Origin of the sequence: Cutibacterium sp. 37298 (genome assembly GCF_023838685.1) — a bacterium.
In the GTDB taxonomy this organism is placed as follows: domain Bacteria; phylum Actinomycetota; class Actinomycetes; order Propionibacteriales; family Propionibacteriaceae; genus Cutibacterium; species Cutibacterium acnes.
On the sequence record NZ_JAJNRJ010000005.1, the window covers coordinates 63,068 to 82,441 of the forward strand.

Consider the following 19,374-nt stretch of genomic DNA (forward strand, 5'->3'; position numbering starts at 1 on the left):
GCGGCGGTGGTGTCAACCCTTGACCCCGCCACTCTCAACACCGCGGAAGAACACCTTCTGCATCGACGCGAAGATGATAATGATCGGGATAAGGGCGATCACCGTACCGGCCGCGACCTCGCGTGGATCGGTGGACATCGTCGAACTGAGGTACTGCATGCCGACTGTCAGCGTGTACTTGTCTGGATCATTGAGAACAACCAGTGGCCACAGAAAGTCGTCCCAGGCCCCGATGAACGCGAACACCGCGACCACGGAGGCCATGCCCCTGATGTTGGGCCATACGATGTGGCGAATCTTCGACCACGTGTTCGCGCCGTCAACGGTTGCCGCATCTAAAACCGATGGAGGGACGGCTCGACAGGCGGTCGCCATGAGCAGAACGTTGATGGCACCGACGACACCCGGAATGGCCACGCCGGCTAGCGTGTTCGCAAGGCCCATACCCTTGATGACGAGGTACTGGCTGGTCAGTGTCACTTCACCCGGCAGCAGGAGAACCGACAGCAGGATGCCCATCACGACCTTCTTGCCGCGGAACTTCATGCAGGTCAATGCGTAACCGGCCAACGACGCCAGCACGACATTACCGACGACGCAGACCGCGGCGACAAACACTGAATGCCAGGCATACTGGAGAATTGGTACCACATGGGCAACGCGTCGGTACGCGTCAATAGTGAATTCCTGGGGGATGAGGTGGGGCGGAAAGGAGTAGATGTTCTCATTGACACTCTTGAGGGAGGTCGAGAGCTGCCACAGGAATGGTCCGATCGAGATGATGACGACGAAGATCAGGAGGAGGTAACGCCCGATGAGCCCGGCGAGGGTGGGACGAGTTGGGTCGAAGGCGTGTCGGCCGCGCCACGGCTTCTGCTTGGCTGGACGGGTTGCCTGTGCAGTGCTCATGCCATCGTCTCCTTGGTGGCGCTCTGGATAGCGGCGGCGCGGCGAGCGCGACCTTCTCCTCGTCTGGTCCGACGTCCTGATCGGAGGTCCTTGTTGTTGGCCCACCCGATGACCGTCAATGGGATGAGGGTGAGGAAGAACAACACAACTGATAGGGCTGAGGCGTATCCGAGCTGTCCGGACAGTCCGGTTCCGACTTGCTTAATGACCATGACCAGACTGGAGTCCTCACCGCCTGGGCCACCCGTGCCGTTGGTGAGGACGTACAGCTCGGAGAAGATCCTCATGCCGGACACCGCGATGAGGGCAATGATGAGGACCATTGCGGGGCGGATACCGGGAATGGTGACGTTGCGGAATCTCTGGAAGGTGCCCGCACCGTCGAGGGCAGCTGCTTCGTGGAGATCATGGTCAACGTTTCCCAGCGCCGCGAGGTAGACGATCATGTAGTAACCGAGGCCTTTCCAAACCGTCAGGAGGATCGCGCAGCCGAGCAGCTTCCAGCGATCGACGAGGAAAGGGATGGGGCTGCTGGTAGCGCCCATCCATTGCAGGGACTGGTTAATAAGGCCGCGAGAATCGAACATCCAGCTCCAGATGAGGGCGACTACGACGACCGATGCGATGACGGGGAAATACGCCACCGTGCGAAAGAACGAGATGCCCGGAATCTTCTTCTCGACCAGGAGGGCCAGCAGCAATGGCAGGATCGTCAACAGCGGGATGCAGATGATGACATAGATGAATGTCGTCACCATGGCATTCCAGAACATGTCGTCGTGCCACAGTTCGGCGTAGTTCGCGAAACCGATGAACTCCCCGCCGACGAGGGGCCGGGTGTTCGTGAAGGACAGGATGATCGTGTTGATGAAGGGGTAGAGGGCGAACACGACGGTCCACACGACTGCCGGGGCCACCAACAACCACGGTGTGTACCAGCGGTGGGAGTTCATGGAGCGCAATCCTTGGGCGAGGTAGGTGAGCGGACGATGATTCTGCTGGTCCCGCAGCAGGGCGAAGCCAACAGGAAGATCACTTGGTGACGTGGTCGTTGCAGTACTTGACGGCCCGGTCGAGTGCGTCCTTAGCGGAGATATCGCCTCGCATTGCCGAGGAGATCTGCTGACCGACGTACGCCTTCATGGCGTCGGTATAGGCCATAGGCTCACCGATCTTGGCGGACTTCATCTCGCCGGCAAGGGTCTCGGCGGCCTTCTTCATCTGCGGATCGGAGATGACGGAGGTAAAGGAGTCTGTGTTCTCGTTGGCTTCCTTAGTTCCCGGCAGGAAGCCCTGGGCAAGCTTGACGAAGTCAACCTGGTTGGCGTTATTGGTGACATATTGGGCGAATGCTAGGGCCAGATTAGGGTTCTTCGAGTCTGCGGAGACGCAGATGCCCTGCACAAACAGGGGAGGAACGCCGATGCGTGTGGTCATGGCGACGTGGGGGAGGAGCTTTGGTGCGCTCTTCTTGAGGTCGACAGGGAAGGAGGCCGAGCCAGTGGTCCACGCAACCTTGCCCTGGAGGAACAGCTTCGAATTACCGAGGTAATTGTTCTGCAACACCTCCGGCGGCATAGCCTTCTTGGCGTAAAGCTCGACATACTTCTGAATGATCTCGACGGCCTGGTCGGTGTTGAAAGTGAATTTTCCGTCCTTGTAGACCTTGACGCCCTGGGCGGCAAGATCACCGAGAGCTGGTGCGATGGAGATGAGGGGCATTGTGCCGTGGGATTTCTCGGCCATCGTAATTGCTTGGGCATAAAGCTCATCAAGTGTGGTCGGCAACTTCTTGGGATCGAGACCGTACTTCTCGAAGGCTTCGGTGTTCCACCAGTTCAGGTCGGTGCCGAGGTACCACGGGTACCCGTAGACGCCGTCGTAACCGTCGTAGGTGTAGGCGTCAATGCCGCCCTTGATATATGTGTTGATGGCTGCCGCGTCAGCCTTCTTGAGGTCCATGACCTTGTTGGCTTTGAGGAGCTGCCACGCGAAGTTCGGCGGTATGTTAATGACATCGGGCAGCTGTCCAGCGGTGGCTTGCTGCTGGACTTTCTCCTCATAGCCCTCGCCTGGCTGGTCAACCCACTTGATCGTTGTTCCGGGATGTTCCTTCTCAAAGGACTTGACGAGCTTCTTGAAGTAGGGCGTGAACTTTTCGTTCTTGAGCGACCAGGTTTGGAACTGGATGCTGCCTTCGAGCTTGGCGGACGGGTTAACAGATGCCTGACTCGACGGTTTGTCGCCTGAGCCACTCATGCCACATGCGCTCGCAGCGAGCACTGTCGCGAGTGCGGCGGTGCCGCCAAGCAGTTGACGTCGACCGATGGTGAAGTTTCCCATGATCTTGCTTCTTCCTTGAGAGGTGAGGCCTGAGCAGGTTCTGGGCCACCATTGGCGCCGGTTCCTGCTGAACTAATACGATTTAGTACAGTATCGCCCGAACAGGAGTCGATAGTCAAGGTGTCGATTGGTCTCGTTGCCCCATGGTTTGGAAGCCAAAGCGTGGGAGAATCCCAGGTTTTGGTCCCGGTGGCAGTGGCCGTGTAGAGTTACTGGCTGGTCATGACCTCGTCGTGTTCCACTGGTCGAAGGGATCTTTGCGATGAACACCACCCATCGCCACTCCGACGCGCTTTCGGGTCTCGTTCTCGAGACCCATTCGCTGCGTCGGCAAGTGGGTCAGATGATCCGGGTTCAACGGACGGTACCCGCTCCAGCGGATCTCGATGTCGACATGATTGGCGTTCCCGAGGACTCTCCACTCGAACTTGATCTCCGCCTGGAGTCGGTTGGAGAGGGGGTCCTCGCGACCGGGACCGTCAAGGCCACCCTGGAGGGGGAGTGCTCTCGCTGCCTGGACCCCATCAAGGAGGAACTTCTCCTTGACGTCCAAGAGCTGTACTTCTACCCCGACAAGGAAGCCGACGAGGATGCCAGTCGGGTTAGTGCCGAGGAGACTATCGACCTTGACCCCGTGGTGCGTGCCGCGGTCGTGCTGAACCTTCCGTTCAGCCCGCTGTGTCGCGATGACTGCGCTGGGCTGTGCCCAGACTGTGGTGCCAACCTCAATGACGACCCGGATCATGACCATCCGGATCGGATCGACCCACGCTGGTCGGCCCTCGAGGGCCTCGTCGGCGGGGATGACTCGGATCGGTCCTGAACGTCGCCATAGGCAACCGCCGCGTGCGGATGCTGACCCTTCAAGCACACCAAGGAGAAAATCGTGGCCGTCCCGAAGCGGAAGATGTCCCGCAGCAATACCCGGCACCGTCGTTCGCAGTGGAAGACGGTTGCTACCAAGCTCGTCACCTGCGCCAACCCGGCCTGCGGTGAGAAGCACCTGCCCCACACCGCCTGCCCGTCTTGCGGTGGGTACGGGCCGCGCGGCGACCGTCGTCAGGTTGTCGAGGCCTGAGATCGACACTGTGCACGCAAGCAGGGATCAGAATATCGGCCGCCCCGACGTCGAGGATTGGCCTTTTCTCGCCCTTCTCGAGGAGTTGGGAATCCGGTGTGATCCCCAGCTCCTCGATCTTGCGCTGACGCACCGCTCGTATGCGTTCGAAAACGGTGGTATTCCCACCAACGAGAGGCTGGAGTTTTTAGGTGACGCCATCCTTGAAGTTGGTGTTACCGACTATTTGTACCGGGCGTTCCCGGATAAACCCGAAGGCCAGCTAGCCAAGTTACGGTCGGCTGTTGTGAGTACCGTCTCGCTAGGACGGCTGGCACGTCAACTCGGCATTGGTCCTCGGATCAAGTTGGGCAAGGGAGAGGAACGTACTGGCGGCCACGACAAGACGTCGATCCTGGCCGACACTACCGAGGCACTGCTGGGCGCGGTCGAGCTGTCAGCTGGGCTTCCGGACGTACTGCGTTTAGTCCATCACCTTTTCGATCCTCTCGTTGATGAGGCAGACCGCTCTGGGGCGGGCACAGACTGGAAGACTGTCCTGCAAGAGTACTGCGCTGAGCATGGCTTCGATGCCCCCCGATACGAAATCGTCGGGTCTGGCCCAGATCACAATCGTCGGTACTGTGCCAGAGCGAATGTGGACGGCAGGCTATATGCCGCCTACACCGGCCACAACAAGAAAGAAGCGGAGCAAGGTGCGGCCCGCCGTGCTGTCTCCGCGCTGATACCAAGCTCTCACACAGGTGCCTGAGCTCCCCGAGGTCGAGACCGTTCGAGCCGGACTCGAACATTTCGTTGTTCCGGCTGTCGTCGACAGCGTCGACGTCGTCGATACTCGCGGGCTTCGCCCCAGCGGTGGACTCGAGGACGCTGCGCTTTTCGAGACGACCTTGTCGGGTCGTCAATTTACTGCCGTGAATCGCCGGGGTAAGTACCTGTGGTTCATCCTTGACGATGGCACCGCGATGTTGGCTCATCTAGGTATGAGCGGACAATTCCGTGTTAGCCCCCAACATGCCCCGCAGCATCGCCATACCCGTATAGTCATCACCCTCGACGATGGTCGTGACCTGCGCTTCCTCGACCAGCGCACCTTCGGCGGATTGACCCTAGCCCCGCTCGTTGACGGTATTCCCGGTCCGGTGACCCACATCGCCCCTGATCCGTTCGAGGAGTGTTTCGACGTTGACGAGGTAGCGCGACGGTTGTGCGCACGCAGGTCCGCCATTAAGAGGAGTTTGCTCGATCAGACCCTTGTTTCCGGGATTGGCAATATCTATGCCGACGAAACTCTTTGGCGGGTCCGTCGTCACCCCGAGACACCATGCTCTCGCCTGAGTCAATCTGAAGCGGTGGAATTGTTACAGACGGCCCGCGATGTTATGGCAGAGGCCATGTCTCAGGGCGGTACCTCTTTCGACTCCCTTTATGTCAACGTTAACGGGGAATCGGGGTGGTTTTTCCGCGTTGTGGATGCCTATGGCCGTGAGGATGAGCCCTGCCACCGATGTGGGATGCCGATCGTACGCGAGTCTTTCATGAACCGGAGCTCGTTCCGGTGCCCGAGGTGTCAGAGACTACGGTGATCCTGCCGTCATCTGGCATGGCTAGCGCAGCTGTGGCCCTGTCGCCTTGGGCCGGTGGGTGAATGCTGCGTCGGTCAACATCGGTGGGTGAAAACGCGAAGAACGAGCTCCCGATGAGGCGTTCGCTGGCACCTTCAAGGCTGCCGAGTTGTAGTTCCATGCCCATGAAGGCGGGAAAGTTGTCGCCCTCTGTCGTGGTCACCGCAAAGTTGGCCGCATCTGTGAAGTTGAATCGTGGATAGTAGGTGGGGTCTCCTTCCTGCCTGCGGGGCCAGCGACTGAAGTGACTGCGACTTGCCCAGGAATTGCGCTCGGGGGGAGTGACACTTCTGGCGTTCAGGAGACGGCCAGTTTGCGCGTGACGTACTGGTTCAGGCTGAGGTGCTGCTCCGCAGCTTCGGTCACGAGTCGTCGATGCAGGTCCTCGCCAAGTCGGAGTTGGAACTTCCCGGAGTAGTGCCGGGTGGACAGTGGCTCGGGCACAGGTTCGTCATTGGCGCGCATGTCGTCAACGACCTCGTCGACGACGATCCGGAGCCCAGTGAGCGCTTCCTCGGGAGTACCGGCCAGCCACGACAGCGAAGGAAACTCGACGCACGTGGCGATAAACTCGGTGTCCTCGGGGGACCAGGTCACGCGGAAGCTGTAGCGTGCGGTGTCGGTGATCGTCTGGCTCATCACTGTTCCTTCAACTTCTCGATTGCTTGGAGTACCTGTCGGACTTGGTATGTCTTGGCCTTGCCGTGGTCGTTCTGGATGTTGACCCGCGGGTCGCCGGGTCATGAGGTCTTGAAGACGGCGTGCGAGTCGCCAGTGTTCCTGGCTGCTCTGAAGAACTCCTCGCACACGCGGAACAAGTCTGCATAGTCGATGTTGCGCGGATTGGCTCGCATGGAAGCGAGGATCTTGGCAACGCTCGGCATGGCTTAATGGTACTACATGTGGTACCAGGGAGAAGTGACTGGCGTCCTAGAGGCGGGGCTGCTGGGGATGGCTGCTGGCCCGATCCGATGTTCGCGTTGCCGAAGAGGAGAAGGTAAGACTCGTCTGGCTGTATCAATGTGCATTGCTGATGTAGTTGAGCTACCTCGATCGGTCGCTTGATGCCTATGGGGCGAGAGGATAAACCTTGCAAGCGTTGTGGCACCCTGATGAGCCGTATCCAGTTGATGGACCGGAGCTCGACGCGGTGCCTGAGGTAGCCCGCTATCCCGGTCCGAGGCCATATCTCACCATTGGCTGCCTTCGCGGCGTGACGACTCGTCCCAGCGCGCCATATTAATCTTGATGGGCGGTTTCAGGTCTCTTGGCATTAGGCCTATTATATCGCGAGTGATCACTGAACCGACTGCACCTACGAGGAGACGCATCAAGAAGCGTCACTTGATTGAATTCATTAAGTTCGGGGTCGTCGGTGGATCAGGGTTTCTGGTCAACATCATCGTCGCCATCATCATGAATAAGGCGAATGGCGGTACTGAGCATGCTCAGGACATCTTGTTCAATCTTGCGGGTACCCGGTGGAATTTCCGCTTCACTAGCCTGGTGTGGCTCGTTGGTTTCGTGGTAGCCAACATTACGAACTTCCAGCTCAACCGTTCTTGGACGTTCAAGCGCGAATACCGTCGGGGATGGTGGCGTGAATTCTGGCCTTTTTTTGCCGTAGGGTCGATAGCCGCCATCATCGGTATGTTTATTAAGATCTTCTTTACCAACCCAACCTCCCCGATTTACTTACCGGAGCCGTGGTTTAACGAGGGAAGGGGGATCCAGTCACGCGAGTACTGGTCCCAGATCTTCGCCATCGTCGTGACGATGCCTATCAACTTCGTCGTCAATAAGTTGTGGACCTTCCGAGCAGTGAAGCACTCCGGAGAGCTTCCTATGATTGCCTCTGCAGTTGCTCCCGAAAGTTATGATGACGGCGATGCAGCCGAATCGCGTTAGGGAGCCTGGCGTCTCGGGTAATCTGCATGTGCGTACCCTGACGGAAAGGTCGGTCTCGGATGGTCGTTTTCATCATCGCGATGGTCCTGATTCTCGCAGTCGCCTTGGGCGTCTGCGCCGTGGTGATGCTGGGTCTACGTCATCCTGGTGCCGATCCCGATGCTAGTTTTTGGCGTCACACCGCCACCCGTGTGGGTGAAGATCTCAGCGGTGTTCGACATCGCTGAGGCGGTCTGTCCTCGTGGTTTTGTGAATTGACCGACTAATATCGGCCGACGTGAACCCCATAACCCTGATCTGGATTATCCTCGGCATACTCGTCTTGGTGACGGTGGTTGCTGCCGTCACTGCTGGAGTTTCGCGGCGTAAGGCTCTGCGTGAGGGGTCTAAACCTGCCCAGGTATCCCCGGCTCCCACGGAAAGTGGCAAAGCAGTTCTCAAAGCGGAGACTCCAGCGGGTGGCGAGTCTGCTGTCGGACGCCCCGAGTCAGAAGCGTCGCAGGTCGTTGAACCAGCGGTCGAGGCGCCCGAGGCGCCAGGCTCGCGGATGGCCCGACTGCGTCGTCGTCTGGCTAACAGCAACAACGCGCTTGCTCGTGGTTTGGCCGAGTTGCTGAGCGCTGACAAGCTCGACGATGACGCCTGGGATGACTTCGAGACCACCCTTATCACCTCCGATCTGGGTGTTGGTCCGACGACGGAGCTCGTCGAGAAGCTGCGCTCGGAACTGGCTATTGATGGGATCTCTGACTCGGCCCACGCTCGCGAGGTTCTGCACCATGAGCTTGTCGAACTCGTCGGACCGGATATGGATCGTTCCATCAACCTAGACCGCCCGGAAGGCAAGCCGGCTGTCGTCCTCATGGTGGGCGTCAATGGCACGGGTAAGACGACGACCTGCGGCAAGCTGGCGCGCGTTCTCGTCGCCGAGGGAAAGACGGTCCTCCTCGGTGCAGCAGACACCTTCCGCGCCGCCGCTGGCGAGCAGCTGGAGACGTGGGGAGAACGTGTCGGTGTGCGTACCGTCCGTAAGGACGCGGGCGCCGATCCTGCCTCCGTCGCTTACGAGGCCGTTCAGGCTGGCATTGATGACGGTGTTGACGTCGTGCTCGTTGACACTGCTGGGCGGCTTCACACCAAGGCCGGTCTCATGGATGAGCTGGGCAAGGTCAAGCGCGTCATCGAGAAGCTTGCACCGGTGAGCGAGGTGTTGCTTGTTTTGGACGCCACCACCGGGCAGAATGGCCTAACTCAAGCCTGCATCTTCTCGGAGGTCGTCGACGTGACTGGCATCGTGTTGTCAAAGCTTGACGGTTCCGCGAAGGGCGGCATCGTTGTCCAAGTGCAGCGTGAGCTAGGTGTGCCCGTCAAGCTCATCGGTCTCGGCGAGGGAGCCGACGATCTGGCTCCCTTTGATGCTGATAATTTTGTCACCGGTCTCATGGGTGACGATTCTGCCGAGTGCTGAGGTCCGATAAGTGACAGATATCGCGTGGTTTGCCCCGGCTGGTGGGGTCATGATGGTCAGTATCCTCAGCCATAAGCTGTGCGTAGCGGTGCTTATTGCGGCTTTCGCTTTGCCTCTAACTTTCGTCGTGTGGCGGGCTATAGCGGGTACGGGGAGCTGGTGGCGCAAGATCCTGCGCGGTCTCGGCCATCTTGTGGTGATTTTGCTCGCGCAGGCCTTACTGATTACCGGCGTCTTTCTCTACACTAACCGTGAGTATGGGTTTTTCACGTCATGGTCTGACCTGTTGGGAGAGGTCCAACCAGAGGCTCCGACCCATGATCTAGTCCCGATCCGACGCACCAAGGTCAAAGATATTCCGATCAGTAAGTCCAACCCCCATCCCAACGGTCAGGTGAGCGCAATAACGGTGCCTGGCGCGGATGCCCAATATGCGCGCGTTCCGGTCTGGCTGCCGCCCCAGTACTTTGAAAAGTCGGAGCGTCGCACTCGATTTCCGGTGTTGTTCTACATCGGGGGCGTCAATGACACTGGTCAGCGTGACGACAAGTCGATCGACCTCATCGATCCAGCAACCGAACTCATCAAGGACAGGAAGGTCAATCCCTTCGTCATCGTGTTCTTGCCGGGCAAGATTCGTAACGGTATCGACAGCGAGTGTGTTGACGTTGGTCCCTACCGGCATGAGACATGGATCATGAAGATTGTTATCCCGCGGCTTGAGTCGCACTACCGGGTCGGTCACGAGCGCGGGTCACGTTTCATCGGTGGATGGAGCACCGGTGGCTACTGCGCTGCCAATTTGTCGACCAAATATCCCAGGGCTTTCAATGCCGGGTTCTCTTTGGGCGGGTACTACCATCCCATGTTCGAGAATCCGCGCATCGCCAACATGGCCCGACCCCTTATGGCCAACAACTCGGTGGTGCGTAGGGTCCAGGAACGCAAGATTGAGCGCAGCGTGCGGTTTCTGTCCGTGCTCAACCCCAACGATTTGCAGAGCTGGGGGCCCGGTCGTGTACCGGTGGTTTTGAACGGGCAGGTCGGCCCGGACGGAGGTCAATTTTACCATGTCGCCAAAGGCATGAAGCAGTTCGCCTTCATCTTGCTCGCAGGTGGCGGACACCGCGTCAGTGTGTACACACCGTATACCGAGCAGTCATTACAGTGGCTTGGCCAGTTCGGGCTGTAATTGCCGCCGGGAGTCATGATCAAGTCTGGGACGGTAGTCTGTCCTGGTAAGGAACTAGCGCGCTGAAGGACAACCGTGTTCGACACTCTCCAAGACCGCCTCGCATCAACCTTCAAGGGATTGCGTGGTAAGGGACGTCTCACTGATGCCGATATCGATGCCACGACTCGCCAGATTCGCATCGCCCTACTTGAGGCTGACGTCAACTTGTCGGTCGTCAAGGAATTCGTGGCGGCCATTAAAGAGCGTTGCCACGGCGAGGAGCTTTCTAAAGCGCTCAATCCGACCCAACAGATCGTCAAGATTGTCAACGAGGAACTCGTCGAGATCCTCGGAGGGCAGACCCGTACGGTTCGTTTTGCGAAGACTCCCTCGACGATCGTCATGCTTGCCGGCTTGCAAGGTGCTGGCAAGACGACCCTGGCTGGGAAGTTGGCTCAGTGGTTCAAGGAAGAGGGCCACTCCCCGTTGTTGGCCGCCTGCGACCTCCAGCGGCCCAATGCCGTCACTCAGTTGCAGGTGGTCGGAGAACGTGCCGGGGTGCACGTCTTCGCTCCTGAACCTGGCAACGGAGTTGGGGATCCCGTCCAGGTAGCCCGTGATGCCGTCGCAGAGGCCGAGCACAAGCTGTACGACGTCGTCATCATCGACACCGCTGGTCGTCTGGGTGTCGACGCCGAGATGATGGCTCAAGCGGCTGACATCAAGACTGCTACCGACCCTGACGAGACCCTCTTCGTCGTTGACGCCATGATTGGTCAGGACGCGGTCAACACTGCGGTGGCCTTCCAGGAGGGAGTCGGATTCGACGGCGTCGTCCTGACCAAACTTGACGGCGACGCTCGCGGCGGCGCGGCTTTGTCCATTGCTCGTGTGGTGGGCAAGCCGATCATGTTTGCTTCCTCGGGTGAGGGTCTCAAGGACTTCGACGTTTTCCATCCCGACCGGATGGCCTCGCGCATCCTCGATATGGGCGACATGCTCACCCTTATCGAGCAGGCCGAGAAAGCTTTCGATCAGGAGCAATCTCAGGCGGCTGCGGCCAAGCTCATGGCAGGCAAGGGGGAGTTCGGTCTCGATGACTTCCTCGGGCTCATGCGTCAAATGCGTCGCATGGGCCCGATGTCCAAGATCATGGGCATGCTCCCCGGCGTCGGCCAGATGAAAGGCCAGATTGAGAACATCGACGAGCGGAAGATTGACCGCATTGAGGCCATCATCTGCGCGATGACTCCGGCCGAGCGTGCCGACGTGTCGATCCTCAACGGGTCGCGTCGTGCCCGTATTGCTAACGGGTCTGGCATGGAAGTTCGTGACGTCAACAACCTGGTCAATCGATTTGTTGACGCTCGGAAGATGATGAGCCAGATGGGCCAGATGATGGGTCCTGGTGCTGGCCGCATGATGGGGTCCATGGCTAAGCGCGGTTCCAAACAGTCGAAGAAGAAGCAGAAGAACCGTAAGGGCTCTGGTAATCCCGCCAAGCGTGCTACTCAAGCTCGTCAAGCTGCAAAGAAACCGCAGCGGAGCAGCGGTGAGGCGTTCGGGTTACAGGGCCAGCAGCAACCCAGTCAGGAAGATTTGCAGAAGGCAATGAGTGAATTCAAGATGCCGCCGTCAATGCAGCAGATGTTCAACCAAACGAACAAGAGACCGCGTTGAACCAGCGTCGGTGATGTGTGAAGAGATCGCGAGTTTGACATTACCTCTCCCCGCGACTTCGTGACACGATGGGGCCATGACCGAGGACACCCAGCCGTTGTTCCACACTCACACCCACGACGGATGGACTCATACCCATATGGCCCGTGAGGCCCAAACCGCTCCCGCTGAAGACTTGCGTATCCGGGGCGTCGTGCTACCTGACGGGGAAGAACGTGAACTATGGGTTCACGACGGAGTCCTCGTGGAAGGGCCGCTCTCGGGGGCTCGAACTTTGGCTGACGGCTGTTGGATCATTCCCGGTCTAGTTGACGCCCATAACCACATTGGCCTCGATGCTCATGGTGCCGTTGGCACGGAGACTGCCGAGGAGCAGGCCCGGACCGAGGCGAAGACGGGCACCCTTCTCATCCGCGATGCTGGATCGCCGAGTGATACCCATTGGATCGACGACCGCGACGACCTTCCGCGGGTCATTCGTGCCGGACGCCACATCGCCCGCCCTAAGCGTTACATCCGTAACTACGCAGCTGAGGTAGATCCGGAAAATCTCGTTGCCGAGATCGATCGTCAGGCTCGATCCGGTGATGGTTGGGTCAAGCTTGTCGGTGACTGGATTGATCGCGACGAGGGGGATCTCGCTCCGTTGTGGCCCGCAGACATCGCCCAGGCCGCCATCGATCGTGCTCATGAGCTTGGTGCCCGTGTTACTGCGCACTGTTTTTCCGAGGAAGCTCCCGCACAGCTCGTTGATGCCGGTATTGACTGTATTGAGCACGGCACTGGGCTTACCGACGAGACAATCGCCACTATGGCTGAGCGCGGGGTCGGGCTTGTCCCGACTTTGATCAATATCGAGACCTTCCCGTCCATCGCCGCTCAGGCTGACGGCAAGTTCCCAAAATATGCCGCACATATGCGTCACCTCCATACTCACCGTCATGAAACGATCGCCAAGGCTTGGGATGCCGGAGTGCCGATTTATGCCGGTACCGACGCTGGCGGCACTATCAAGCACGGCCTCATTGCCTCCGAGGTTCGGTTGTTGGTTGCTGTAGGGGGAGCGGAGATGGCATTGGGAGCAGCGTCCTGGCGGGCTCGCGCGTGGCTGGGCGGTGAGCAGCTGGGTATTGGCGATTCTGCTGACCTCCTCGTCCTTGACCGTGACCCGAGGGTTGACGTTGGGGTGCTGGAGTCTCCCACCTACATCGTGCTGAGGGGACGAGTAGTCATCAGGTGAAGTCCGTCCCGGCTCGCGTCATCTGCCTATCTGTGGCACAATATCGAGAGCTTCTGTCCGTTCGGTGCCCTCTCTTATCGGCGGATAGTTCCACCCGAGTTCGGGGGCGATGTCCCCACGTCGTGTCCGTGCTCACCCGTAACTTCCCGGGTTTCGTCCCGGGCGTCTCACTACAGGAGTTACCACACACGTGGCTACCAAAATTCGTCTGAAGCGTCTCGGCAAGATCCGTACCCCGCACTACCGTGTCGTCGTCATGGACTCGCGCGCTAAGCGTGACGGTCGTGCTATTGAGGAAATCGGCCAGTACCATCCCAAGGCTGATCCGTCGGTCATTGTGATCGACTCTGAGCGCGTGCAGTACTGGCTCGGCGTCGGTGCCCAGCCGACTGAAGCTGTTGTTGCTTTGCTGAAGCGCACCGGTGATTGGCAGAAGTTCACCGGCGATACTTCGCCGTCTGGTGTCAAACCGCAGCCCGAGCGTCCCAACAAGGATGATCTGTTCAACGCTGCCCTGGCTGAGGCCGACGAGGCCCCGCGTGAGGCCATCACCAAGAAGTCCGAAGAGCCAGCTACTGACGAGGCTTCCGAGCCGGCGGCTGGAGACAATAGTGGCGAGAAGGCTGAGGCCTGATCGTGCTAGCCGACGCCCTGGAACACCTCGTCTCTGGCATCGTCGCCAATCCTGACGACGTCCGGGTCCGGGAGAAGGACCTGCGACGCGGCCGGATGCTTGAGGTGCGCGTCAATCCTTCCGACATTGGTAAGGTCATCGGTCGTCAGGGTCGTACGGCCTCTTCGTTGCGCACGGTTATTGGTGCGTTGGCCGGTGACGAGCAGATCAGGATCGACTTCGTTGATGTTGATCGACGCGGGTCGGGACGGCATTCCGACCACCGTGGCCATCGTCACTGAATCGCCAGTTCTTTGACAATATGGGCCGTGGTCCCGCTCTGGCGGGGCTGCGGCCCATGTGCTGTGTCTGGCATCTTGTCTAATCCCATCATTCCCCAGGAGTCACAGTGGAAGAGTCGGCAACGGTGGAGGTCGTCGTCGGACGAGTAGGTCGTGCCCATGGTCTGCGAGGTGACGTCGTCGTTGAGGTGCGTACTGACGAACCGGATGCGAGGTTTGGAGTAGGTGCCACGGTGCAGATTGAGGGGTCCAGACGTGATCTGACGGTTGTGCGGTCCCGCTGGGCCAAGGGCAGCCTTATCGTCGCTTTTGGCGAAGTGAAAGATCGTCAGGGGGCAGAGGAGCTACGCGGATCGGTTCTCGTCGTTGACGTTGAGCCCAACGATGACCCCGATGACCCCGATGAATTCTGGGATCGTCGGTTGCGTGGGCTGACAGTGGTTGATGAATCCGGTAAAAGCCGCGGGGCTGTCAAAGATGTGCTTCATATGCCAGCCCAAGATGTGCTCGTGATCGACGTAGGTGGGGAGGAACATCTGGTTCCTTTCGTCCACCAACTCGTCCCTACTGTCGATGTGGCGTCCGGGCAGATCATCGTCAGTGGCATTCCTGGCCTGCTCGATTCGAACGCCGAAGAGGCGAGGTGACGATGAGGCTGGACTACCTGTCGATCTTTCCGGCGTACTTTGATGTCCTCGACATATCTTTGCTGGGTAAGGCGGCAGCCGACGGTCTGGTGGAGGTCCACGCCCACGACTTGCGCGACTGGACCCACGATCGCCATCGCACCGTGGACGACACCCCGTCTGGCGGAGGTGCGGGCATGGTCATGAAGCCTGACCCGTGGGGGGAAGCTTTCGACGAGATCATTGGCACTGAGCCGGACTCGTCGGTTCATGTGATTTTCCCTAGCCCGTCAGGTGTGCCATTTACCCAGTCTGCTGCTCAAGAGTTGTCGTCGGCAGTGCGGATCGTGTTCTGTTGCGGACGGTACGAGGGGATCGACCACCGCGTGATCGACTATGCGCGGTCGATGTGGACTGTTCACGAGGTGAGCCTGGGAGACTACGTGCTTAATGGGGGAGAAGTAGCGGCTCTGGCTATCACTGAGGCCGTGGTTCGGCTGGTGCCCGGGTTCATGGGTAACCCGGAGTCTCTAGCGGAGGAGTCGTTCTCGGCCGGGCAAGACGGCTTGCTGGAGTATCCGCTGTTCACCCGGCCGGTCTCATGGCGTGGCCTCGATGTCCCCGAGGTTCTCATGAGTGGTCATCATGGTCGAATTGCGAAGTGGCGCCGTGATGAGTCAGTCCGCCTGACTTGTGAGCGGCGTCCTGATCTGACGGATTCCGACTTCGGTGTTCCCCATTGAAGCGTCTCTAATCGACAAAATTCGAACCGAAAATGTTGCGATAATCAAGAGCAAAACCCCTAGTGAACCAAGGGTTGAGGGAAGTTTTCGAAAACACAGGGGGTGGGGGCGCAAAAGGGCTGGTAATTGGCTAGTCTTTGGTCCGTGGCGACTACAACACTTACTACTCATCAGAGAGCGGTGCGATCAACTGTCGCGGCGAAGGCCCTCATGGCCGTCACCGGGCTGATCTTAATCCTCTTCCTGCTCATGCACATGTTTGGCAACTTGAAGCTGCTCGCTAGTAACGAGGACTTCAACCGTTACGCCGGTTTTCTTCGCACGATTCTCAACCCGATCCTGCCGGGTGACTCCTTCTTGTGGATTTTCCGGATCTTCATGTTGCTGGCGATCGTGCTGCACATTTGGTCGGCGATTCGCGTTAACAAGCAGCGCAACATTGGAACCGGTGGCGCTGGCCGTTACTCGGTCAAGAAGAACCTCTCGCCGGAGAATACCTATGCTGCCCGCACGATGTTCTGGGGTGGCTGGATCATCTTCCTATTCCTCATCCTCCACCTGCTGCAGTTCACCATTAGCCCTGACTTGCTCAATAACCCGCCCACCGATGCAGCTGGACGCGCAGGGATGGTACTTACGGCGTTCAGCCACTGGTGGTTCGTGCTCATTTACCTCATCGCCATGATCGCGGTGTGCATGCACGTCTCCCACGGTTTCTGGAGTGCCTTTGCGACCCTCGGCGTCAACGTCTCTGGTACCGCTCGCGCTGTGCTGCGCGTGTGTTCCTGGATCGTCGCCATCGTGATCTTCGTGGGCTTCATGACTCCTCCATTCCTGGTCCTGTTCGGGGTGATCTCCTGATGACTGCAACTGCTGCATCCAATAACAACGCCGCTCTCGCCGACCAGTACTGGACGACCGGCGACGAAATCCACGACACGAAGGCCAACCATGACCTTCCGATCGAGAAGATCTGGACTGATCGCCAGTTCACCTCGCGTCTGGTCAACCCGGCTAACCGTCGCAAGATGACGGTCATCATTGTTGGTACCGGTCTAGCTGGTGGCGCTGCCGCCGCAACTCTCGGTGAGGCCGGTTACCGCGTCGAGAACTTCTGCTACCAAGACTCTCCGCGTCGCGCTCACTCGATCGCGGCCCAGGGGGGAATTAACGCCGCGAAGAACTACAAGAATGACGGTGATTCGATCTACCGCCTGTTCTACGATACCGTCAAGGGTGGCGATTACCGCTCCCGCGAGACGAACGTTTACCGGCTCGCCGCGGTCAGCGCGAACATCATCGACCAGTGTGTCGCCCAGGGCGTTCCGTTCGCCCGTGAGTACGGTGGCCTGCTCGACAACCGTTCCTTCGGTGGCGTCCAGGTGCAGCGCACCTTCTACGCTCGCGGCCAGACGGGCCAGCAGCTGCTCATCGGCGCCTACCAAGCCCTCGAGCGGCAGGTTCACGCCGGCACCGTGCACATGCACACCCGTCACGAGATGGTCGAGCTCATCGTCGCCGACGGGCGAGCTCGCGGCATCGTGACTCGTGACATGGTTACCGGCAAGATCGAAGAGTGGTTTGGTGACGCCGTCGTCCTGGCTACCGGTGGTTACGGCAACGTCTTTTTCCTGTCGACGAACGCCATGGGCTGCAATGCCACCGCCTCGTGGCGTGCCCACCGTAAGGGCGCTTACTTCGGCAACCCCTGCTACACCCAGATCCACCCGACCTGCATCCCGGTGCATGGTGAAAACCAGTCGAAGCTGACTCTGATGTCGGAGTCGCTGCGTAACGACGGCCGTATCTGGGTGCCCAAGCGCGCGGAAGATTGTGAAAAGGATCCTCGCGACATCCCCGAGGAAGATCGCGACTACTACTTGGAGCGCATCTACCCGTCCTTCGGCAACCTGGTTCCTCGTGACATTGCATCCCGTCAAGCCAAGTACCGCTGTGACGAGGGTCGTGGTGTCGGTCCGAAGGTTCGTGAGGTCGATTCTGACGGCACCGAGCACATGCGTGCCCGTGGCGTGTACCTCGACTTCTCCGAGGCCATCCAGCGTATGGGTAAGGATGCCGTGGAAAAGAAGTACGGCAACCTCTTCGACATGTACCAGCGGATTACCGACGAGAACCCGTATGAGGTTCCCATGCGTATCTACCCTGCGGTGCACTACACGATGGGCGGCCTGTGGGTCGACTATGACCTGCAGTCGACCATTCCGGGTCTGTTCGTCTGTGGTGAGGCCAACTTCTCCGATCACGGCGCTAACCGGCTCGGTGCTTCGGCCCTGATGCAGGGTCTGGCTGATGGCTACTGGGTTCTGCCCAACACGATCACCGACTACCTGGCGGACTCTCCGAAGTTCGGCATGGTCGATGAGAAGCATCCCGCCGCGGTTGAAGCCCGTCAGGCTGTCGAGAGCCGTATCAATAAGCTGCTAACGATTAATGGAACCCGTACCGTCGACTCGATCCACAAGGAACTTGGCCACATCATGTGGGAGTACTGCGGTATGGAGCGCAACGAGGCCGGCCTCATTAAGGCTATTGGTCTCATCCGCAATCTGCGCAACGAGTTCTGGACCAACGTTAAGGTCACCGGCGTCAACGAGGAGCTCAATCAGACCCTCGAGCGCGCTGGTCGGCTCGCCGACTTCTTGGAGCTCGGTGAACTGATGTGCATCGACGCTCTACACCGTCGCGAGTCTTGTGGTGGTCACTTCCGCGCTGAGTCTCAGACCGAAGAGGGCGAGGCCATGCGTCACGACGACGAGTATCAGTACGTCGCTGCCTGGGAGTGGACTGGCGAAGGCCACAAGCCGACCCTGCACAAGGAGCCGCTGGTCTACAAGTCCATCCAGGTCAAGCAGAGGAGCTACAAGTGAAGATCAACCTGCGAATCTGGCGTCAGCGCAATTCCAAGGATCAGGGCCGCCTCGTCGAGTACACCCTGGACGGTGTTTCCGGTGATATGTCCTTCCTTGAGATGTTGGACATGCTCAACGAGAACCTCACCGCTCAGGGCGAAGAGCCCGTCGCATTTGACTCGGACTGCCGCGAGGGTATTTGCGGTCAGTGCGGCGTCGTCATCAATGGTGTGCCGCATGGTGGTATGGGTGTTGCCCAGCCGGTGCGTACCACTACGTGTCAGCTGCACATGCGTTCCTTCGCCGATGGCTCGACCATCACGATCGAGCCATGGAAGTCGGGTGCCTTCCCGATTCTGCGTGACCTTATCGTGGATCGCTCGGCCCTTGACCGTGTCATCCAGGCTGGCGGCTATGTCTCGGTGAACACCGGTGCTGCCCCGGACGCTCACGCTGTTCAGGTCAACAAGAAGCGCTCTGATCGCTCCTTCGACGCCGCTACCTGCATCGGTTGTGGCGCCTGCGTGGCGGCTTGCCCGAACGGCTCCTCGATGCTGTTTACTTCTGCGAAGATCACTCACCTGGCCATGCTTCCGCAGGGTCAGCCGGAGCGGATGCGTCGTGTCAAGGCTATGGCTGCGCAGAACGACGCTGAAGGATTCGGCGGCTGCACCAACATTGGTGAGTGTGCCTCGGTGTGCCCGAAAGGTATTCCGCTGGAGTCCATCAGCCAGCTCAACCGTGACCTCATTGCGTCGCTGTTCAAGCACGACGGCAAGGACGACTGAGTCCTGA

At 59.2% G+C, this 19,374-nt stretch carries 22 protein-coding genes and 1 pseudogene; 17 read left to right on the plus strand and 6 right to left on the minus strand.

Translation table 11 applies throughout. The features are described from left to right. Nucleotides 1-12: 12 nt before the first annotated feature. The 3 genes from LRP59_RS11050 to LRP59_RS11060 form a co-directional block, all read right to left on the minus strand. Nucleotides 13-909 carry a carbohydrate ABC transporter permease gene (locus LRP59_RS11050; RefSeq protein WP_002514266.1) on the minus strand — a complete coding sequence of 299 codons (897 nt, stop codon included), beginning with the start codon at nt 907-909 and terminating at the stop codon, nt 13-15. Continuing rightward, a complete protein-coding gene (locus LRP59_RS11055) occupies nt 906-1,862 on the minus strand; it encodes a carbohydrate ABC transporter permease (RefSeq protein WP_002514265.1) in 957 nt (318 codons plus the stop codon). Before LRP59_RS11055 ends, LRP59_RS11050 begins: the two co-directional genes overlap by 4 nt. A gap of 79 nt (nt 1,863-1,941) precedes the next feature. After that, nucleotides 1,942-3,252, minus strand: a complete 1,311-nt coding sequence (locus LRP59_RS11060) for a sugar ABC transporter substrate-binding protein (protein WP_002514264.1) — start codon at nt 3,250-3,252, stop codon at nt 1,942-1,944. A gap of 262 nt (nt 3,253-3,514) precedes the next feature. Here LRP59_RS11060 and LRP59_RS11065 point away from each other — a divergent pair, with 262 nt between their 5' ends. The 4 genes from LRP59_RS11065 to mutM all read left to right on the plus strand — a co-directional run bounded on the left by LRP59_RS11065 (nt 3,515) and on the right by mutM (nt 5,916). Continuing rightward, entirely contained in the window at nt 3,515-4,075 is a 561-nt protein-coding gene (locus tag LRP59_RS11065; protein ID WP_002514263.1) for a DUF177 domain-containing protein, read from the plus strand. Between the two features lie 63 nt (nt 4,076-4,138). Further along, on the plus strand, nt 4,139-4,330 hold the full coding sequence (gene rpmF, locus LRP59_RS11070; RefSeq protein WP_002514262.1) for a 50S ribosomal protein L32: 192 nt from the start codon (nt 4,139-4,141) through the stop codon (nt 4,328-4,330). After that, nucleotides 4,284-5,081 (plus strand): ribonuclease III, encoded by a 798-nt coding sequence (gene rnc, locus LRP59_RS11075; RefSeq protein WP_002521318.1) that lies wholly within the window; start codon nt 4,284-4,286, stop codon nt 5,079-5,081. Before rpmF ends, rnc begins: the two co-directional genes overlap by 47 nt. Next, on the plus strand, nt 5,074-5,916 hold the full coding sequence (gene mutM / locus LRP59_RS11080) for a bifunctional DNA-formamidopyrimidine glycosylase/DNA-(apurinic or apyrimidinic site) lyase (RefSeq protein WP_002514260.1): 843 nt from the start codon (nt 5,074-5,076) through the stop codon (nt 5,914-5,916). Before rnc ends, mutM begins: the two co-directional genes overlap by 8 nt. Here mutM and LRP59_RS11085 read toward each other — a convergent pair. From LRP59_RS11085 to LRP59_RS11095, 3 genes and pseudogenes are all read right to left on the minus strand, one after another. Then, on the minus strand, nt 5,867-6,118 hold the full coding sequence (locus LRP59_RS11085) for a hypothetical protein (protein WP_002514259.1): 252 nt from the start codon (nt 6,116-6,118) through the stop codon (nt 5,867-5,869). The two genes, mutM and LRP59_RS11085, sit on opposite strands and share 50 nt — an antisense overlap. A 134-nt stretch (nt 6,119-6,252) precedes the next feature. Beyond that, nucleotides 6,253-6,594, minus strand: coding sequence for a type II toxin-antitoxin system HicB family antitoxin (locus tag LRP59_RS11090; protein WP_002521317.1), 342 nt, complete (start codon nt 6,592-6,594; stop codon nt 6,253-6,255). Further along, a pseudogene (locus LRP59_RS11095) lies at nt 6,594-6,781 on the minus strand (toxin-antitoxin system, toxin protein, HicA family). The gene LRP59_RS11090 and the pseudogene LRP59_RS11095 overlap by 1 nt, the downstream one beginning before the upstream one ends. Nucleotides 6,782-7,203: 422 nt before the next feature. Here LRP59_RS11095 and LRP59_RS11100 point away from each other — a divergent pair. The 13 genes from LRP59_RS11100 (at nt 7,204) to LRP59_RS11160 (ending at nt 19,367) form a co-directional block, all read left to right on the plus strand. Beyond that, a complete protein-coding gene (locus tag LRP59_RS11100) occupies nt 7,204-7,863 on the plus strand; it encodes a GtrA family protein (protein WP_002521314.1) in 660 nt (219 codons plus the stop codon). Nucleotides 7,864-7,922: 59 nt separating this feature from the next. After that, nucleotides 7,923-8,090 carry a hypothetical protein gene (locus tag LRP59_RS11105; RefSeq protein ID WP_002514255.1) on the plus strand — a complete coding sequence of 56 codons (168 nt, stop codon included), beginning with the start codon at nt 7,923-7,925 and terminating at the stop codon, nt 8,088-8,090. A 50-nt stretch (nt 8,091-8,140) separates the two neighbouring features. Next, nucleotides 8,141-9,331 (plus strand): signal recognition particle-docking protein FtsY, encoded by a 1,191-nt coding sequence (gene ftsY / locus LRP59_RS11110; protein ID WP_002514254.1) that lies wholly within the window; start codon nt 8,141-8,143, stop codon nt 9,329-9,331. A 49-nt stretch (nt 9,332-9,380) separates the two neighbouring features. Then, a complete protein-coding gene (locus tag LRP59_RS11115; protein ID WP_049785435.1) occupies nt 9,381-10,523 on the plus strand; it encodes an esterase family protein in 1,143 nt (380 codons plus the stop codon). Nucleotides 10,524-10,598: 75 nt separating this feature from the next. Beyond that, a complete protein-coding gene (ffh, locus tag LRP59_RS11120; RefSeq protein WP_002514252.1) occupies nt 10,599-12,185 on the plus strand; it encodes a signal recognition particle protein in 1,587 nt (528 codons plus the stop codon). Nucleotides 12,186-12,261: 76 nt separating this feature from the next. Next, nucleotides 12,262-13,425 (plus strand): amidohydrolase family protein, encoded by a 1,164-nt coding sequence (locus tag LRP59_RS11125; protein WP_002514251.1) that lies wholly within the window; start codon nt 12,262-12,264, stop codon nt 13,423-13,425. 190 nt (nt 13,426-13,615) lie between these two features. Beyond that, nucleotides 13,616-14,059 carry a 30S ribosomal protein S16 gene (gene rpsP / locus LRP59_RS11130; RefSeq protein WP_002514250.1) on the plus strand — a complete coding sequence of 148 codons (444 nt, stop codon included), beginning with the start codon at nt 13,616-13,618 and terminating at the stop codon, nt 14,057-14,059. Nucleotides 14,060-14,061: 2 nt separating this feature from the next. After that, nucleotides 14,062-14,340 carry an RNA-binding protein gene (locus tag LRP59_RS11135; RefSeq protein WP_002514249.1) on the plus strand — a complete coding sequence of 93 codons (279 nt, stop codon included), beginning with the start codon at nt 14,062-14,064 and terminating at the stop codon, nt 14,338-14,340. 107 nt (nt 14,341-14,447) lie between these two features. Beyond that, nucleotides 14,448-14,987: a ribosome maturation factor RimM gene (rimM, locus tag LRP59_RS11140; protein WP_002514248.1), complete on the plus strand. Its 540-nt coding sequence runs from the start codon at nt 14,448-14,450 to the stop codon at nt 14,985-14,987. Nucleotides 14,988-14,989: 2 nt separating this feature from the next. Beyond that, entirely contained in the window at nt 14,990-15,709 is a 720-nt protein-coding gene (gene trmD / locus LRP59_RS11145) for a tRNA (guanosine(37)-N1)-methyltransferase TrmD (RefSeq protein WP_002533336.1), read from the plus strand. A 180-nt stretch (nt 15,710-15,889) separates the two neighbouring features. After that, a complete protein-coding gene (locus tag LRP59_RS11150; RefSeq protein WP_002514246.1) occupies nt 15,890-16,570 on the plus strand; it encodes a succinate dehydrogenase cytochrome b subunit in 681 nt (226 codons plus the stop codon). Further along, the gene (locus LRP59_RS11155; RefSeq protein ID WP_002514245.1) at nt 16,570-18,597 is read left to right on the plus strand and encodes a fumarate reductase/succinate dehydrogenase flavoprotein subunit; all 2,028 of its coding nucleotides are present in this window, start codon (nt 16,570-16,572) and stop codon (nt 18,595-18,597) included. The genes LRP59_RS11150 and LRP59_RS11155 overlap by 1 nt, the downstream gene beginning before the upstream one ends. After that, on the plus strand, nt 18,594-19,367 hold the full coding sequence (locus LRP59_RS11160) for a succinate dehydrogenase/fumarate reductase iron-sulfur subunit (protein WP_002514244.1): 774 nt from the start codon (nt 18,594-18,596) through the stop codon (nt 19,365-19,367). The genes LRP59_RS11155 and LRP59_RS11160 overlap by 4 nt, the downstream gene beginning before the upstream one ends. The last annotated feature ends 7 nt before the right edge of the window (nt 19,368-19,374 follow it).

Bases quoted from the DNA above. Each gene is read 5' to 3' on its own strand.
- LRP59_RS11050 (WP_002514266.1), bottom strand. From the start codon at position 909: ATGAGCACTGCACAGGCAACCCGTCCAGCCAAGCAGAAGCCGTGGCGC.
- LRP59_RS11055 (WP_002514265.1), bottom strand. From the start codon at position 1,862: ATGAACTCCCACCGCTGGTACACACCGTGGTTGTTGGTGGCCCCGGCA.
- LRP59_RS11060 (WP_002514264.1), bottom strand. From the start codon at position 3,252: ATGGGAAACTTCACCATCGGTCGACGTCAACTGCTTGGCGGCACCGCC.
- LRP59_RS11065 (WP_002514263.1), top strand. From the start codon at position 3,515: ATGAACACCACCCATCGCCACTCCGACGCGCTTTCGGGTCTCGTTCTC.
- LRP59_RS11090 (WP_002521317.1), bottom strand. From the start codon at position 6,594: ATGAGCCAGACGATCACCGACACCGCACGCTACAGCTTCCGCGTGACC.
- LRP59_RS11100 (WP_002521314.1), top strand. From the start codon at position 7,204: ATGGGCGGTTTCAGGTCTCTTGGCATTAGGCCTATTATATCGCGAGTG.
- LRP59_RS11105 (WP_002514255.1), top strand. From the start codon at position 7,923: ATGGTCGTTTTCATCATCGCGATGGTCCTGATTCTCGCAGTCGCCTTG.
- LRP59_RS11115 (WP_049785435.1), top strand. From the start codon at position 9,381: ATGATGGTCAGTATCCTCAGCCATAAGCTGTGCGTAGCGGTGCTTATT.
- LRP59_RS11125 (WP_002514251.1), top strand. From the start codon at position 12,262: ATGACCGAGGACACCCAGCCGTTGTTCCACACTCACACCCACGACGGA.
- trmD (WP_002533336.1), top strand. From the start codon at position 14,990: ATGAGGCTGGACTACCTGTCGATCTTTCCGGCGTACTTTGATGTCCTC.
- LRP59_RS11155 (WP_002514245.1), top strand. From the start codon at position 16,570: ATGACTGCAACTGCTGCATCCAATAACAACGCCGCTCTCGCCGACCAG.